Source organism: Mycobacterium sp. 23, from assembly GCF_048287075.1.
Lineage (GTDB): Bacteria > Actinomycetota > Actinomycetes > Mycobacteriales > Mycobacteriaceae > Mycobacterium > Mycobacterium gordonae_B.
The window spans coordinates 4673323-4688237 of record NZ_JBLVUX010000005.1; the positions used below are offsets into that span (position 1 = coordinate 4673323).

The window sequence follows — 14915 nt, forward strand, 5'->3', positions numbered from 1 at the left end:
CCGATTGAACAGACCGGAGTTCAGTCCGGCCACCAACGACAGGTAGCGGTGCCAGGGACGCCGGTGTTGAAGAAGCCGGAGCTGTAGCCGTTGAGGGCCGAGCCGCCGCTGGCGGTGTTAAAGACGCTGCTGTTGCCCTTGTTTCCGGTTCCGAGGGTCCAGACGCCGTTAATTCCGCCGCCCGTGACCAAATTGATCCCGACGCATGGACCATACGGCGAAATGACTTGTCAATTTCTGAGTGAAGCAAGGTTGCGAGGCCCTGGTTCAGCAAAGAATGCTCGCCAAGGCGGGGTGCCTCGGCGGGCATTCTCTGCCGCTCGCTACGCGACTGTGTTAGAGGTTCTTCAACAGCTGCGTGATGCTGAAGAAGCCGCCGCCGAATGATCCCGTGTTGAAGAAGCCAGAAGCAAAGCCGCTAGCGGTGCTGGGAGGCGCGAAGAGGGGAAGCTGGCTCATCGGAACTCCGGTGTTGAAGAATCCAGACAGCCATCCATTCCCGGCGTTACCGCCGAGTGCGGTGTTGAAGAAACCTGAGGTTGCAATATTTCCTGCGCCAACGTTGTTGTTGAAGCCCGACACAAGAGTGCCCGTGTTGTTGAAGCCCGACTTGGTGGCGCCGGCGACATCTGTGCTGGATCCGACGGTGGTATTGAGGTTGCCGGAATTCCAGAGGCCGGTGTTGTAGCTGCCCGAGTTCCCGTCAAACGTGTTGCCCGCGCCGGAGTTGTTCCAACCGGTATTCCACCCACCGGCGTTTCCGAAGCCGGTGTTGAAGCTTCCGGAGTTTCCAATTCCAGTATTCAGGCCGCCAAAGGCCGAGCCCGAGTTGCCGATACCGAAGTTCCCTGAGCTGGCGTTGCCGATGCCGATGTTGCCGAACCCGGAGTTTCCGATACCAAGGCCTTGGATCTTGCCCAGATCAGCGGGGAGAAGGTTGTGGCCGGAACTGAAGAGGCCGACATTGCCGTCACCGGAGTTGAAGAAGCCGATGTTGCCGGTACCAGAGTTGAACAATCCGATATTTCCGGTGCCGGAATTGAGGCCGTCGAAGTGGAACTGGCCGGTGGCTGTGTCGTAGAAGGCACCGCCCACACCCACCAAACCGCTGCCCTTGAGGCCGAAGCCGATGTTGTTGTTACCGGTGTTTCCGGCGCCTTGGTTGCCGTTGCCGGTGTTGCCGAACCCGGTGTTGTTGTTGCCGCTGTTACCGAAACCGATATTGTGGCCGGGATCCGTGCCGGCACCGCCAGCGTTTCCAAAGCCGAAGTTTCCGTTGCCGGTGTTTCCGAATCCGAAGTTGTTTTTGCCGGCGTTGCCACTGCCGATGTTGCTGTTGCCGATGTTGCCGCCGCCGAAGTTGCCACTGCCGGTGTTTCCGTTACCGATGTTGCCGCCGCCGGTGCCGCTATTGTTGCCGCTGCCTATGTTGCCGCCACCCTTGTTGCCGACGCCCAGGTTAGGGTCGCCGGGTGCGGCGGTGCCTACACCGGGCGTGCCGCCGAGGAGTTGACCGATACCGGGCAGGCCCTTGAGCGTCTGCTGCCAGGACGACAGTTGCGCGGCCACTGTTGACGCTCCGCCGTGGTAGCCGACCATGGCGGCGACGTCGGTGGCCCAGAATTCCTCATAGGCAGCTTCGGCAGCGGCGATGAACGGTGCATTGAATCCAAAGACGTTGGTGCGGACCGCTTGGACGAAGGCTTTCCGGTTGGCCGCGATGACCTCGGGGTGAACGATGGCGGACTTACACGCCTCGTAAATGCTGGCGATCTCTTTGGCGCCGACGGAGGCGGTGAGGGCGCGACTGGAAGCGGCCCGCAGGAATGTGGAGTAAGGGGCGGCTGCTTTGGTCATCGCCGCCGCTGCCGGGCCTTGCCAGGCCTGGCTGGTCAGCCCGGCGGTCACCGAGGAAAACGAGTCGGCCGCGGATCCCAGTTCTTCGGCCAGACCCGACCACGCCGCCGAGGCTTCGAGCATGGGCGCTGACCCAGCGCCGAGGAACATCCGCAAAGAGTTGATCTCTGGTGGAAGGACCGAAAAGTTCACAGCGCTGACCTCCGTTAACCCCGTCGCCCGGGACGAGCAAACCCGACGCGAGAGACGATACGACTCCGTTATCGAACTTGTTTCCGTTTTGCTAAAAGTTTTCGAACTTTGGCGCGAAGAGGACGTTCTCTCACGTCAGGGGGCGTCCGGTAGTTGCTAAACCCTACCCACGGTCTGCAATAACAGTTGCGAACTACGCTGGCCCAGCCACGAATTGAAACGGGCCGCCAGCCGCGAGCCACCCTTTTAGTAGATGAATTCAAACTACGATTGCTTTTGGCTTCACTGGCGACCGATTTTGCGCGGCCGCTGAAACACAATTCGTCCGCTAGGCCTGACCAGGCAGTTACTGCTTGCCGCGTTGGCGCAGGTCGGGGGCCGAAGAACATCAGAGACTTCAGACGGCCCCGCCGACAGTGGTCGAGTCCTAACGGACCCGCCATTGGCCGAAGCAAGCGCTTGGTTGATACCCTGTTCCGGTGGAGCGCGTGGCCGGCCAGGCTAACAGTCGCCGAGACGAGTTGCTGGGACTCGCCGCGGTGATGTTCGCCGAACGCGGCTTACGCGCGACGACCGTGCGTGACATCGCCGACGGGGCCGGCATCCTCTCCGGCAGTCTCTACCACCACTTCGCCTCCAAAGAGGAGATGGTCGACGAGCTGCTGCGCGGGTTCCTGGACTGGCTGTTCGCACGCTACCGCGAGATCGTCGCCAACGAACCCAACCCACTGGAACGACTCAAGGGCCTGTTTATGGCGTCGTTCGAGGCGATCGAGCATCGGCACGCCCAAGTCGTCATCTATCAGGATGAGGCGCAACGACTTTCGTTGCAGCCACGGTTCTCCTACCTTGACGAGCGCAACAAGCAGCAGCGCAAGATGTGGGTGGACCTGCTTCACCAGGGCATCGAGGAGGGCTACTTCCGGCCCGACCTGGACGTAGACCTGGTCTACCGCTTCATCCGTGACACCACGTGGGTCTCGGTGCGCTGGTATCAACCCGGTGGACCGCTGACCGCGCAGCAGGTGGGTCAGAAATATCTCGCCATTGTTTTGGGCGGAATCGCGAAAGAAGGGAATTGAGCATGGCTGGGTATTCCGAGGCCTATGTCATCGACGCGGTGCGTACCGCGGTCGGCAAGCGTGGGGGTGGGTTGGCCGGTGTTCATCCCGTCGACCTCGGTGCCCTCGGGTGGCGTGGACTGCTGGACCGGGTGGACGTCGACCCGGCCGCCGTCGACGACGTGATCGCCGGTTGCGTGGACGCCATCGGCGGCCAGGCCGGAAACATCGCGCGCCTGTCGTGGCTGGCCGCCGGCTATCCAGAAGAGGTACCCGGTGTCACCGTCGACCGGCAGTGTGGCTCCAGCCAGCAGGCCATTTCCTTTGGCGCGCAAGCGATCATGTCTGGCACCGCGGATCTGATCGTGGCCGGCGGCATGCAGAACATGAGCCAGATTCCGATCTCGTCGGCGATGACCGTCGGCGAACAGTTCGGATTCACCTCGCCCACAAACGAATCCAAGCAGTGGCTGCACCGGTACGGCGACCAGGAGATCTCGCAGTTCCGCGGTTCGGAGATGATCGCCGAGAAGTGGAACCTGTCGCGGGAAGAGATGGAGCAGTACTCGCTGAACAGCCACGAGCGGGCATTCGCGGCGATCCGCGGCGGCAACTTCGACAACGAGATCCTGTCTGTCGAAACCGAAACCGGTGCGTTCAGGGTCGACGAGGGTCCGCGGGAATCGTCGCTGGAGAAGATGGCCGGGTTGAAGACCCTGGTCGAGGGTGGCCGGTTGACCGCGGCGATGGCCAGCCAGATTTCCGACGGAGCTTCCGCGGTGCTGCTGGCGTCCGAGCAGGCGGTCAAAGATCACGGGCTGACGCCGCGCGCCCGCATCCACCACATCAGCACCCGCGGTGCGGACCCGGTTTTCATGCTCACTGGGCCCATCCCGGCCACCCGTTACGCGCTGGAGAAGACGGGCCTGTCCATCGACGACATCGACACCGTCGAGATCAACGAGGCGTTCGCGCCGGTTGTCATGGCCTGGCTCAAGGAGATCAAGGCGGACCCGGAGAAGGTCAACCCCAACGGCGGCGCGATCGCACTCGGGCACCCGTTGGGCGCCACCGGCGCCAAGCTCTTCACCACCATGCTGAACACCCTGGAGCGCATCGGTGGCCGCTACGGGCTGCAGACGATGTGCGAGGGTGGCGGCACCGCGAACGTGACCATCATCGAGCGCCTCTAGGTCGTCGCGCAGCGTCGAGTGCGACTTTCACGACGCTTCCTCGGCGAGTCGCGTCGTGAAGTTCACACTCGGGCGGGGTGGGGATGGGCGACCGCGGGGATCGTCCGTCGGGTGACAGCATCCCGGCATGGACTGGCCGTTTCTCGGCGTTGAAGCGCTAGCTGCTGGGGCCATTCCCGAGCGTGCCATGCGGACGCTGTACGAGCCCATTTATCCGGGTGTGTATGGCCCAGCCGGTATTGAGCTGACGGCCGGCCAGCGCGCGCATGCCGCGTGGTTGTGGTCACGCCGTCGCGCGGTGGTCGCCGGCAACTCGGCGGCAGCACTACTCGGCGCCAAGTGGGTCAGCCCGTCACTCCATGCCGAGTTGGTACACGACAATCGAAAACCGCCGCCGCGCACCGTGGTTCATTCCGATACCCTGACACCGGACGAAGTGGTGACCGTAGACGGAATTGCGGTGACCACCCCCGCCCGCACAGCCTTCGATATCGGCAGACGAACCGCGACGCGGTTGTACGCGGTCCAGCGCCTCGATGCTCTCGTGAACGCGACCGATCTGAAGGTTGCCGACGTGGAAGCTGTGATCGTCGAGCATCGAGGCGCGCGTGGTCTGGTCAGACTTCGCCGGATATTGCCGTTGGTCGACGGCGGGGCCGAATCACCGCAGGAGACGCGGACCCGATTGGCGTTGATCGATGCGGGGCTGCCGAAACCCCAGACGCAGATCAGGGTATGCGGCGAATGCGGGGACTTCGTGGCGCGCGTCGACATGGGCTACGAGGAGTTGCGCGTCGGCATCGAATACGACGGCCCCCAGCACTGGACGGATCCTTCCCAACGTGACCGGGACATCGACCGGTATACCGCGTTGGCCGATTTGGGCTGGAAAATCGTCAGAGTGAGCAACGACCTGCTCCGCTATCGGGAGGCGACCTTCATCGGCCGCGTCGTGGCGGCGATGCAGGCGGCCGGATGGCGCTGGTGACCCCGGGCCCCGTGACCCCGCACGCCGCGCCAGTGTGAGTTTTATGACGCCGAATCGGCGTGTTGTGTCGCAGAATTCACGCTCGGCGAAAGGACTCGGGGTGCGGGTGGCGCCAGAAAGGCGGTGGCGCCGGTCGCTCCCGCGAGTGGGAATTCGACGACGCTCTGAGCGGCGTGTCGCGTCATGAGATTCACACTGGGCGGAACGGGAAAAGCGATCCTCAGGCGTCGTAGTCGACCGAGACGAACGGCGTCGTCGGATGCGACTGGCAGGTGAGGATGTACCCGGCGTCCAGCTCGGCCTGCCCGAGCGCGAAGTTGTGGTCCATCTCGACATTGCCCTCGATCAACTTCGCCCGGCAGGTTCCGCACGCGCCGCCCATGCAGGCATACGGCGCGTCGTCGCGCACCTGCAGCGCGCCCTCGAGGATCGAGTCGCCGGGGGTCAGGTCGTACGTCCACTGCTTCCCGGACAGCCGGAACGTCACCGTCGCGCTCTCGTAGGAATGCCCTGCGGCAGAACCGGTTTCGAATCCGTGAAAGAGCTCCAGGTGAATGCGCTCGGCGTCCACCCGGTGCTCCAGCAACGTCTCGCGAACGGCGGTGGTCATCTCCATCGGGCCACAGATGAACCACTCGTCGACGTGGTCCGGCTGCAGGTTGCCGGTCAGCCACAGGTTGAGTTTGTCGCGGTCGATCCGGCCACGGAGTTCGGGCGTGTGCAACGACTCCCCGGAGAGCACGTGCAGGATCTCGAGACGGTCGGCATACCGCGACTCGAGCCGGTCGAGCTCGGCCCGGAACATGGTCGATTCCTTGGTGCGGTTGCCATAGATCAGCGTGAACCGGCTTTCAGTCTCGATCTCCAAGGTGGTCGCCAGAATCGACAGCACCGGTGTGATACCACTGCCGGCCACCAGGCCGACGTAGTGCTTGCGGTGCAAGGGATGCAGCGGGGTGCCGAAGCGGCCGGTCGGGGTCATCAGCTCGAGCACATCACCGGCCTTCAACTGCTCGGCCACATACGTCGAAAAGGCGCCGCCGGGAATGTGTTTGACCGCGATCCGCAGCTGCGCGCGCGTCGCCGGCGCGCAGATCGAGTAGTTGCGGCGCACGCCTTCAGCGCCCACCACCGTGACATGCTGACCCGGTTCGAACCGGAACGCGTCCTGCAGGTCCTCGGGCACGGCGAAGGTGACCAGGGTGCTGTCGGCGGTGATGGGGTCCACCGACGCGACCGGGATGCGGTGCAGCACGGCGTGCGGCGAACTGGATCGCGAGGGCATCCGCACCGGAAGCAGCTTGGACAGCCGGCCGTTGAGTTCCTTCCACTCCCGGTACTCGTCGGGGTTGAGCTGCTGGCCGAAGACCGTGTTGATGGCGGCGTTGCGCTCCAGGTAGGCCTCTTCGTTGCGCTTCCACGTCCGCAGGTAGCGGTAGAAGGGCACCGACGGGTGCAGGTGGTGCACCAGGTGGTAGTTCTGCGACAGCAGAACCGGAGTGAACAGCCATTCGGCGCCGACGCGATTGCGGGTCGCCCGGTAGCGGTTGGTGCGCTGCGTGTCTTCGAGGCCGTGATGGGGCAGCCAGTCGAACCACCACGCCAGGATGGTGAGCCCGATGCGCTGCGGGATCAGGAACACGACGAGCAGGATCCAGAAGTTTCCGGTGACGATCGCCACGGCTAACCCGGTCAGCGACAGCACCATCATCAGGACCGTCTCGGCGACCTCGATGACCGGGCGGCTGCGGGCGCGCGGCAGGTAGTAGCGCAGGTAGAAGTACTCCACCATCGACCAGCGCAGCGGTAACTGCCACCACTTGCCGTGTGAGGCGAAGGTGTCCGGGTCCTGGTCGTCGTCGTTGGAGTGCCGGTGATGCTGGATGTGGATGTACCCGAACGACGGGAACGCGACGACCGGACCGACGAAGAGCCAGGCCAGCCGCCCCATCAGGCCGTTGACCCAGCGAACCGAGCTGATCGAGTAATGCGACGCGTCGTGCACGACGGTGAACATCACGAACGTCACCGCGGCGTTCACCGGAATGGTCACCCACCAGGGCGACCATCCGTTGATGTAGCCGACGGTGCAGGTCGCAAAGGCGGTCAGCGACGCGAGGAAGATCCCGATCGTGGGTAGCGCAAGCTTGGGCACCGCTTCACCCGGATCGGGCAGTGCGTGCGTCGCGGCGGACCCGGAGGTCGCTTGTTCCTGCTCGACGGTCGACATAGCTGAAAGAGCCTAGTCGACACGCGTCAACTACTCCACTAGCTTCGATGCGGCCTGAAGATGCTCGATCGCCTCGGCCACGACCGACTCGATCAACTCGGCGCACGACGGCAGGTCGTCCAGGATGCCGGCCACCTGCCCGGACGCCAGGACACCGGCGTCGGTGTTGCCCTCGACCAGTCCGGCCTTGAGCAGCATCGGGGTGTTGGCCGCCATCACGACCTGCGACCAGGTGAGTTCCTTGCCGTGCCGCATGGCCAGGCCATCGGTGATCATCGACCGCCAGCTCATCTGCGACATCTGCTTGAACTTGGCGGCGTTACGCACCGCTGCGGTGAAACCCCTTGCCCGCGAGCCGCTTTCCAGCTTCTCCACCAGGCCGGTGCGCAGCACCCGGTGCGGCATGCCGTCGACGCGGGTGGTGACCACCGTGCCGTCCAGGGCCGACTCCAGGTACCGCCGCTTGACGGCGTCGGGCACCGTGGAATCCGAGGTGAGTAGGAATCGGGTGCCCATGGCCACCCCGGCCGCGCCGTAGGAAAGTGCCGCCGCCAGTCCGCGTCCGTCGAAGAAGCCGCCGGCGGCGATCACCGGGATGCCGGTGCCCTTGACCGCGTCCAGGACGGACGGCAACAGCAGGGTGGTGGCGACCGGGCCGGTGTGCCCGCCGCCTTCACCGCCCTGCACGATCATCGCGTCGGCACCCCAACCGGCCACCTTGCGGGCATGCTTGGCCGCACCGATCGACGGAACGACCACCGCGCCGGCCTCTCTGAGGCGGGCGATCAATTCGGGCTTGGGTGCCAGCGCGAACGACGCGACCTTGACGCCCTCGCGGATCATCAGTTCGACGCGATCACCGGCGTCGGCGGCATCGGCGCGGATGTTGACGCCGAACGGCTTGTCGGTGGCGGCCTTGACCTTGCCGATGGCGGTGGCCAGCTCGTCCAGTGTCATGGTGGCCGAGGCCAGGATGCCCAATCCGCCGGCGTTGGCCGTCGCCGACACCAGCCGCGCGCCGGCCACCCAGCCCATCCCGGTCTGCACCACCGGGTGCTCGATGCCGACCAGCTCGGTCAGCGGTGTCTTGAGCTTCACTACCGGATCTCTCTGTCGCGCAATGCCTTCGGGTCGATGACCTCCCGGATCAGCCGCAGCTCGTCGTCGGTCGGCTGCCGGGTTTCATCCGCCTCGTCGAGACCGTGCACGTCGAACGACGTGGCTGCGCGCACGTCGTCGGGCGCGACACCGGGGTGCAGCGACAATGCCCGCATGGTGTGCTCCGGTCCGCCGAAGTCGAAAACGCCGAGATTGGACACCACCCGGAAGACGTTGACGAACCGGAACGCCGGGTTGTCCGGGTCCACCTTGTCGTAGCCGATCCCGCAGACGATATCGACCGTATCGGTGAACACCCGCTTGGAATGGTTACCGACCCAGTAGCTGGTGGCGTGGTTGATCGTATTGCCCGGCGAGCCGCGCAGCCCGAACATCTGCCGGGTCGGCTGCTGCAGCGGGCCGAACGCTGAGATGTTCTGATTGCCGTAGCGGTCAACCTGATTCGCGCCCATCACCACATGGCGCCGTCCCCAGGACAGCGTCTCGAAAACCCGGCCGAACGGCATCCAGCCCTCGACCGGTCCGGTCTTGCCGAGCGCTGGGGTGTCGGCCAGCAGTTGCGCCTCGCCGTCGGTGAGCAGGATGTCGGGGGAGAATGTCAGTCGTGCCAGCCGGGCGCCCACCGAGGCCATGTTGGTCATCGGGCTGATCATGATTTCGCCGGCATCTCTGAACAACTCGGCGCAGGCGACCGCGCACACTTCGGCTCGGGTGCCGGTCATTTCGCTGCCTCCTCGGCGAACTTGCGCACGGCGGCCTGGTAATCCTCTTCGCTGCCGGACAGATACGTGGCCACGAACTGCTGCCAGCCCTCTTCGCTGGACGCAGCCTCGGCGTAGTGGCGCTGGAACTTCTCGTCCCGGCCGTAATCGGGTGCGGCGGTGGTGAAATGCGCGCCGCCGGGTGCCTCGACTACGCCGTCGACCATCATCCGGTTGATCAACAGCGCTTGGGGCGGAACCGATTTGACCAGTTCCTCGGTGGAGACGACGCGTTCCACCGACAGGAAGCGCTGGTCGGCGGCCATCAGGAACAGGTCGTCGAAGTAGGGGTCGATGCCGGTGTAGGCGGCGTTGCCCCTCTGGTCGCCGAGATTGAGGTGCGCGAAGGCGACGTCGAGGCGCAGCGCGGGCATCGCGATCAGCTTCTCGTACCCGCCGTCGGTGGGATACGGGCTGGTGACCGTCTGCAGCTCACCCTCCCAGAAGTCCAGCACCGCGCTGCCGAGTCCCGCACGGGTCGGCAGGAACGGGAGTCGTTGCGCGGCCGCCTGCAGGCCGTTGCGCAGCATGCCCTCGTCCATCTCGCGGGCCTCGATGGCGCCGCTGGTGCGGGCTTTGGCGAACCAAGGGTCGTAGAAGGGCGGCGAATCAAGCGAGACGAATCCGTAATAGACCCGCTTGACCTTGCCGGCCGAACACAGCAGGCCCAGGTCCGGTCCGCCGTAGGTGACTACGGTCAGGTCGGTGACGTCGGTGCGCAGCAGGGCGCGCACGAAAGCCATTGGCTTGCGGCGTGATCCCCAACCGGCGATGCCAATGGTCATGCCGCTGCGCACGTGCGAGACGGCGTCGTCGAGGGTGGTGCGCTTATCGCTCATTCCTTCTTGCCCTTCGCCGTGCCGGCGAATGCATCGCGGTGCTCGTCGGCGACACCGGCCAGGTTGAGTTCGAACGTAAACCCTTGTTCCATGCGGTAACTCGAATTGACGCGTTGCACATCGATCAGGTTGAGCGCCTCCTTGGCGGCGCGGATGACCCGGGTGTCCTTGGCGGCGATGTCGCGGGCCACCCGCAGCGCGGCCTCATCCAGCTCGGTGCGCGGCACCACCTCGTGCACCGAACCGAAGTGGTGCAGCGTCGCGGCGTCCACGGTGGCGGCGGTGAAGAACAAGCGCCGCATCATGTGCTGGGGGACCAGGCGGGACAGGTGAGTGGCCGCGCCGAGCGCACCGCGCTCCACTTCCGGGAGGCCGAAGATCGCGTCGTCGGAGGCGACGATGACGTCGGCATTGCCGACCAGGCCGATCCCCCCGCCGACGCAGAAGCCGTTCACCGCGGCGATGACCGGGACCGCGCATTCGTAGACCGCGCGGAACGCGGCGAAGCAGCCGCGGTTCGCGTCGATCAGCGCGGTGAATCCTTCGGTCCGCTGCATTTCCTTGATGTCGACACCGGCGTTGAAGCCGCGGCCCTCGGCGCGCAGGATCACCGCGTGCGTCTGTGGGTCCCGTCCGGCAGCCGTGATGGCGTCGCCGAGTTCGAACCATCCCTGCGAGGGAATGGCGTTGACGGGCGGGTAGTCGACGGTGACCGCGACTATCCCGGGTTCTGTCGTTGTGGAGGTGATCGTCATGGCACTTCCTGCTGAGTCTGCTGGGTCAGTTACCTAAGCAAGCACTTGCTTGGTACGCTAGCACAGTGACCCAACCCCAATCAGCCCCCGGCGGCATCAATCTGGGTTTGGCCGGGCGTGTGGTGCTGGTGACGGGTGGCGTTCGCGGCGTCGGTGCCGGTATCAGTTCGGTATTCGCCGAGCAGGGCGCGACGGTGGTGACCTGCGCCCGGCGGCCGGTCGAGGGCTTTCCGCACGAGTTCCACAGTTGCGATGTGCGCGACGAAGAGGCCGTCAAGGGCTTGATCGACTCCATAGTCGAGCGGCACGGCTCGCTCGATGTCGTCGTCAACAACGCCGGTGGTTCGCCCTACGTGTTGACCGCGGGATCCAGTCCGAAATTCAGCCGCAAGATCATCGAGCTCAATCTGATTGGCGGCCTGGTGGTTTCGCAGTTCGCCAATGACGTGATGCAGATCCAGCCCGGCGGCGGGTCGATCGTCAACATCTGCAGTCTCAGTGGCCGGCGGCCGAGCCCGGGCACCGCGGCCTACGGGGCGGCCAAGGCCGGCTTGGAGAGTTTGACCGAGACGCTGGCGGTGGAATGGGGGCCGAAGGTCCGGGTCAACGCATGCGTGGTCGGCATGGTCGAAACCGAGCAGGCCGACCTTTTCTACGGTGACGCCGAGTCGATCGCCGCGATTTCGAAGAATGTGCCACTTGGCCGACTGGCCAAGCCAGAGGATATCGGTTGGGCCGCAGCCTTTTTGGCGTGTGACGTGGCCTCGTACATCAGCGGGGCGACGCTGGAGGTGCACGGTGGCGGCGAGCCGCCGCACTATCTGGCCACAACGAACGCCAGCGCGATCAAGTAGAGGGAGAAGGTAAGTATGGGTTTGCTTGACGGACGGGTCGTCATCGTTACCGGCGCGGGCCGCGGCATCGGCCGTGCGCACGCCCTGGCGTTCGCCGCCGAAGGTGCGCGCGTGGTGGTCAACGACATCGGGGTGGGACTGGACGGTTCGGCCGGCGAAAGCCCGGCGCAGCAGGTGGTCGACGAAATCACCGCTGCCGGTGGGGAAGCCGTCACCAACGGTGACGACATCGCCGACTGGACGGGTGCGCAGAACCTGATCGACACGGCGGTCGACACCTTCGGCGGACTCGACGTGCTGGTCAACAACGCCGGATTCATTCGCGACCGAATGTTGGCCAACACCAGCGAAAGTGAGTGGGACGCCGTCATCCGCGTGCACCTCAAGGGGCACTTCGCGACGTTGCGGCACGCGGCAGGCTACTGGCGCCGGCAGATCAAAGCCGGCACCGTCGGCCCCGATGACCTGAATGCTCGCATCATCAACACCAGCTCGGGTGCCGGCCTGCAGGGCAGCGTCGGGCAGGGCAACTACTCGGCCGCCAAGGCCGGGATCGCCGCGTTGACTCTGGTCGCTGCAGCCGAATTCGGGCGCTACGGCATCACGGTCAACGCGATCGCGCCCGCCGCCCGGACCCGGATGACCGAGGCCGTGTTCGCCGAGACCATGGCCGCGCCGGAGGACGGCGGATTCGACGCCATGGCCCCGGAGAACGTCTCGCCGCTGGTGGTCTGGCTGGGCAGTGTCGAATCCCGCGGCGTTACCGGCAAGGTGTTCGAAGTCGAGGGCGGGCTGATCCGGGTCGCCGAGGGCTGGGCGCACGGACCGCAGATCGACAAGGGCGCGAAGTGGGATCCCGCTGAGCTGGGTCCGGTGGTCACCGACCTGCTGGCCAAGTCGCGGACGCCGGTCCCGGTTTACGGGGCGTAATTTCTCGGTTGACTCTGCGCCCAGGGTGCGAATGTGCGAGTGGGCTACGCCGTAGGCGCAGAATCAATGCAGCCTAGGGGTCGCAGATAACGATCGGGATCGTGCGATCGGTCCAGGACTGGTAGTCCTCGTAGCTCGGATACATATCCACCAGCTTCGGCCAGTACTTGGCGCGTTCCTCGTCGGTGGCGTCGCGAGCGGTGAGGTCCAGCACTTCTGTCTTGATCTGCACCTGCACCTTCGGGTTGGCCTTGAGGTTGAGGTACCACATCGGGTTCTTGGCCGCCCCGCCCTTCGACGCCGCCACGACGACCCGGTCGCCGTCGCGCAGGAAGTACAGCGGGCTCACGCGAGGTTCCCCGGTCTTGCGGCCGGTGGTGGTCAGCAGCGCGACCGGGATTTTCTGGAACGTGCCGCCGAGGCCCTCGCCGCCGTTGCGGCGGTACATCCAGGTATTCAGCCGCGACATCCACTTGATGAGGTGATCGGTCAGGGGCGAATCCTGAAACTTTGGACGGGGTTTCGGCATGAAAGTGATCCTAGTGCTGGATGAACGGCGTGAAGCGGGCCCTGATGTGGTGAATCTCTGCCTTGCCGGTGGTGCTCTCGGCCGGGATGACAAACGTCTCGTCGACCCGCGCCGCGACCCGTCGGCCAGCGAGCGCCGCCTTGCTCAGCACGTCGTACCGGGCGTGCACCTCGTCGCCTTCGATGCGGTACTGCGGCGGCGTCGCATCGGCGATGACGCGGTACTGCAGTCCGCGATTGAGCCCGCGGCGCAAATGATTTCCGGAGAAGCCATTGCGCAGCCCCAGTTCGGTGCGGGTGCAGCCGGCCGCGAACGGAACGGCCTCGGCGTCATGGCTGACCAGCGCGTCGATGTAGCTCTGTGCGGCCGCGATGCGACTTTCCTCGGAGACGTGCACGGAGCTAGATGCGTTCGATGATGGTCCCGGTCGACAGGGCACCACCCGCGCACATGGTGATCAACGCGGTGCTCTGATCGGTGCGCTCCAGTTCGTGCAGCGCGGTGGTGATCAACCGGGCGCCGGTGGCGCCCACCGGGTGGCCCAGGGCGATGGCACCGCCGTTGACGTTGACCCGGTCCATGTCGGGCTCGTGGACCCGAGCCCAGGACAGCACCACCGACGCGAAGGCTTCGTTGATCTCGACGATGTCGATGTCACCCATCTTCATGCCGGCCTTCTCCAGCACCCGGGCGGTGGACTGGACGGGACCGTCGAGGTGGTAGTAGGGCTCGGCGCCGACGTTCGCCTGGCTCACGATTCTCGCGCGCGGGCGGAACCCGAGGGCCTTGGCCTTGTCCTCGTCCATCCAGAGCACCGCCGCGGCGCCGTCGGAAATCTGCGACGAGGTGCCCGCCGTGTGGATGCCGCCCTCCATCACCGGCTTGAGCTGGCTGAGCCCTTCCAACGTCGTCTCGCGCAGGCCCTGGTCGCGGGTGACCGGTGCGCGCTCGTCGGTCGGCCGCTTGTTCTCGTCGAGCACCGGGGCCACGATCGGGGAGATCTCGCGGTCGAACCGGTTCTCTTCCCACGCCCGCTTGGCCTTCGCCTGGGAGGCCAAGCCGAACGCGTCGATCTCCTCGCGGGTGATGCCGCGTCGCTTGGCGATGCGCTCGGCGGCCTCGAACTGATTGGGCATGTCGATGTCCCAGGATGCCGCGCGGATCGCCCCGCGGTCGGGGCCGGCGTTGGCGCCCAGGCCCACCCGGCTCATCGCCTCGATGCCGCAGGCGATGCCGATGTCGATGGCGCCGGTCGCGATCAATCCGGCGACCAGGTGGTTGGCCTGCTGGCTGCTACCGCACTGGCAGTCGATGGTGGTGGCGCCGACGTGCTCGGGCAGCCCGGCCGTCAGCCACGCCACCCGGGTGATGTTGTTGGACTGTTCGCCGAACTGCGTCACGCAGCCACCGACGAGCTGTTCCACGTCACCCGCATCAATCCCGGCCTTCTCGACCAGTGCCTTCTGTACCGCCCCGAGTAGTTCGGTGGCGTGCAGTCCTGACAGCCATCCATTGCGCTTCCCGATGGGGCTGCGGGTGGCTTCGACGATTACCGGGTTACCCATGAAACCAGGCTAGAACACGTTTCATTACTATGACAAGCGAGG

The 14915-nt window shown here is 65.3% G+C and carries 15 protein-coding genes; 5 read left to right on the forward strand and 10 right to left on the reverse strand.

What is annotated here, in order from left to right:
• Positions 1-20: 20 nt before the first annotated feature.
• Together ACNQS7_RS22930 and ACNQS7_RS22935 are read right to left on the reverse strand one after the other, a co-directional pair.
• The gene (locus ACNQS7_RS22930) at positions 21-191 is read right to left on the reverse strand and encodes a hypothetical protein (RefSeq protein ID WP_418014337.1); all 171 of its coding nucleotides are present in this window, start codon (positions 189-191) and stop codon (positions 21-23) included.
• Between the two features lie 145 nt (positions 192-336).
• Positions 337-2007, reverse strand: coding sequence for a PPE domain-containing protein (locus tag ACNQS7_RS22935; protein ID WP_418016114.1), 1671 nt, complete (start codon positions 2005-2007; stop codon positions 337-339).
• Between the two features lie 521 nt (positions 2008-2528).
• Here ACNQS7_RS22935 and kstR2 point away from each other — a divergent pair.
• From kstR2 to ACNQS7_RS22950, 3 genes are all read left to right on the forward strand, one after another.
• Entirely contained in the window at positions 2529-3131 is a 603-nt protein-coding gene (gene kstR2 / locus ACNQS7_RS22940) for a TetR family transcriptional regulator KstR2 (RefSeq protein ID WP_418014338.1), read from the forward strand.
• 2 nt (positions 3132-3133) lie between these two features.
• Entirely contained in the window at positions 3134-4303 is a 1170-nt protein-coding gene (fadA6, locus tag ACNQS7_RS22945; protein ID WP_418014339.1) for a steroid 3-ketoacyl-CoA thiolase FadA6, read from the forward strand.
• A gap of 127 nt (positions 4304-4430) precedes the next feature.
• Complete coding sequence (locus ACNQS7_RS22950) at positions 4431-5291, forward strand: DUF559 domain-containing protein (protein WP_418014340.1); 861 nt, start codon at positions 4431-4433, stop codon at positions 5289-5291.
• A 220-nt stretch (positions 5292-5511) separates the two neighbouring features.
• Here the strand turns inward: ACNQS7_RS22950 and ACNQS7_RS22955 are convergent, their stop codons facing one another.
• Genes ACNQS7_RS22955 through echA20 form a run of 5 tightly spaced genes read right to left on the reverse strand, consistent with a single transcriptional unit; the run spans position 5512 to position 10995 of the window.
• Positions 5512-7521, reverse strand: a complete 2010-nt coding sequence (locus tag ACNQS7_RS22955) for a fatty acid desaturase (RefSeq protein WP_418014341.1) — start codon at positions 7519-7521, stop codon at positions 5512-5514.
• 30 nt (positions 7522-7551) lie between these two features.
• Positions 7552-8619, reverse strand: a complete 1068-nt coding sequence (gene ipdC, locus ACNQS7_RS22960; RefSeq protein WP_418014342.1) for a (3aS,4S,5R,7aS)-5-hydroxy-7a-methyl-1-oxo-octahydro-1H-indene-4-carboxyl-CoA dehydrogenase — start codon at positions 8617-8619, stop codon at positions 7552-7554.
• A complete protein-coding gene (gene ipdB, locus ACNQS7_RS22965) occupies positions 8619-9362 on the reverse strand; it encodes a cholesterol ring-cleaving hydrolase subunit IpdB (RefSeq protein ID WP_418014343.1) in 744 nt (247 codons plus the stop codon). The genes ipdC and ipdB overlap by 1 nt, the downstream gene beginning before the upstream one ends.
• The gene (gene ipdA / locus ACNQS7_RS22970) at positions 9359-10240 is read right to left on the reverse strand and encodes a cholesterol ring-cleaving hydrolase subunit IpdA (RefSeq protein WP_418014344.1); all 882 of its coding nucleotides are present in this window, start codon (positions 10238-10240) and stop codon (positions 9359-9361) included. The genes ipdB and ipdA overlap by 4 nt, the downstream gene beginning before the upstream one ends.
• Positions 10237-10995 carry a (7aS)-7a-methyl-1,5-dioxo-2,3,5,6,7,7a-hexahydro-1H-indene-carboxyl-CoA hydrolase gene (gene echA20 / locus ACNQS7_RS22975; protein ID WP_418014345.1) on the reverse strand — a complete coding sequence of 253 codons (759 nt, stop codon included), beginning with the start codon at positions 10993-10995 and terminating at the stop codon, positions 10237-10239. The genes ipdA and echA20 overlap by 4 nt, the downstream gene beginning before the upstream one ends.
• 95 nt (positions 10996-11090) lie before the next feature.
• Between echA20 and ACNQS7_RS22980 the strand changes: the two genes are divergently transcribed.
• Together ACNQS7_RS22980 and ACNQS7_RS22985 are read left to right on the forward strand one after the other, a co-directional pair.
• Entirely contained in the window at positions 11091-11849 is a 759-nt protein-coding gene (locus ACNQS7_RS22980) for an SDR family oxidoreductase (protein ID WP_418016115.1), read from the forward strand.
• A 15-nt stretch (positions 11850-11864) separates the two neighbouring features.
• On the forward strand, positions 11865-12779 hold the full coding sequence (locus tag ACNQS7_RS22985) for an SDR family oxidoreductase (RefSeq protein ID WP_418014346.1): 915 nt from the start codon (positions 11865-11867) through the stop codon (positions 12777-12779).
• A 73-nt stretch (positions 12780-12852) separates the two neighbouring features.
• On the opposite strand, the gene ACNQS7_RS22990 is transcribed toward ACNQS7_RS22985, so the two are convergent.
• From ACNQS7_RS22990 to ACNQS7_RS23000, 3 genes are read right to left on the reverse strand one after another with little or no spacing between them, the layout of a single operon-like run.
• Complete coding sequence (locus tag ACNQS7_RS22990; RefSeq protein WP_418014347.1) at positions 12853-13308, reverse strand: nitroreductase family deazaflavin-dependent oxidoreductase; 456 nt, start codon at positions 13306-13308, stop codon at positions 12853-12855.
• A 10-nt stretch (positions 13309-13318) separates the two neighbouring features.
• Positions 13319-13705 carry a hypothetical protein gene (locus ACNQS7_RS22995; RefSeq protein ID WP_418014348.1) on the reverse strand — a complete coding sequence of 129 codons (387 nt, stop codon included), beginning with the start codon at positions 13703-13705 and terminating at the stop codon, positions 13319-13321.
• A 4-nt stretch (positions 13706-13709) separates the two neighbouring features.
• The gene (locus ACNQS7_RS23000; RefSeq protein WP_055581947.1) at positions 13710-14873 is read right to left on the reverse strand and encodes a steroid 3-ketoacyl-CoA thiolase; all 1164 of its coding nucleotides are present in this window, start codon (positions 14871-14873) and stop codon (positions 13710-13712) included.
• Between the last annotated feature and the right edge of the window lie 42 nt (positions 14874-14915).

Excerpts from the sequence above, each read along its gene's own strand:
- ipdB (WP_418014343.1), bottom strand. The coding sequence starts at position 9,362 with ATGACCGGCACCCGAGCCGAAGTGTGCGCGGTCGCCTGCGCCGAGTTG.
- ACNQS7_RS22955 (WP_418014341.1), bottom strand. The coding sequence starts at position 7,521 with ATGTCGACCGTCGAGCAGGAACAAGCGACCTCCGGGTCCGCCGCGACG.
- echA20 (WP_418014345.1), bottom strand. The coding sequence starts at position 10,995 with ATGACGATCACCTCCACAACGACAGAACCCGGGATAGTCGCGGTCACC.
- ipdA (WP_418014344.1), bottom strand. The coding sequence starts at position 10,240 with ATGAGCGATAAGCGCACCACCCTCGACGACGCCGTCTCGCACGTGCGC.
- fadA6 (WP_418014339.1), top strand. The coding sequence starts at position 3,134 with ATGGCTGGGTATTCCGAGGCCTATGTCATCGACGCGGTGCGTACCGCG.
- ACNQS7_RS22985 (WP_418014346.1), top strand. The coding sequence starts at position 11,865 with ATGGGTTTGCTTGACGGACGGGTCGTCATCGTTACCGGCGCGGGCCGC.
- ACNQS7_RS22950 (WP_418014340.1), top strand. The coding sequence starts at position 4,431 with ATGGACTGGCCGTTTCTCGGCGTTGAAGCGCTAGCTGCTGGGGCCATT.
- ACNQS7_RS22935 (WP_418016114.1), bottom strand. The coding sequence starts at position 2,007 with ATGTTCCTCGGCGCTGGGTCAGCGCCCATGCTCGAAGCCTCGGCGGCG.
- ACNQS7_RS23000 (WP_055581947.1), bottom strand. The coding sequence starts at position 14,873 with ATGGGTAACCCGGTAATCGTCGAAGCCACCCGCAGCCCCATCGGGAAG.
- ACNQS7_RS22990 (WP_418014347.1), bottom strand. The coding sequence starts at position 13,308 with ATGCCGAAACCCCGTCCAAAGTTTCAGGATTCGCCCCTGACCGATCAC.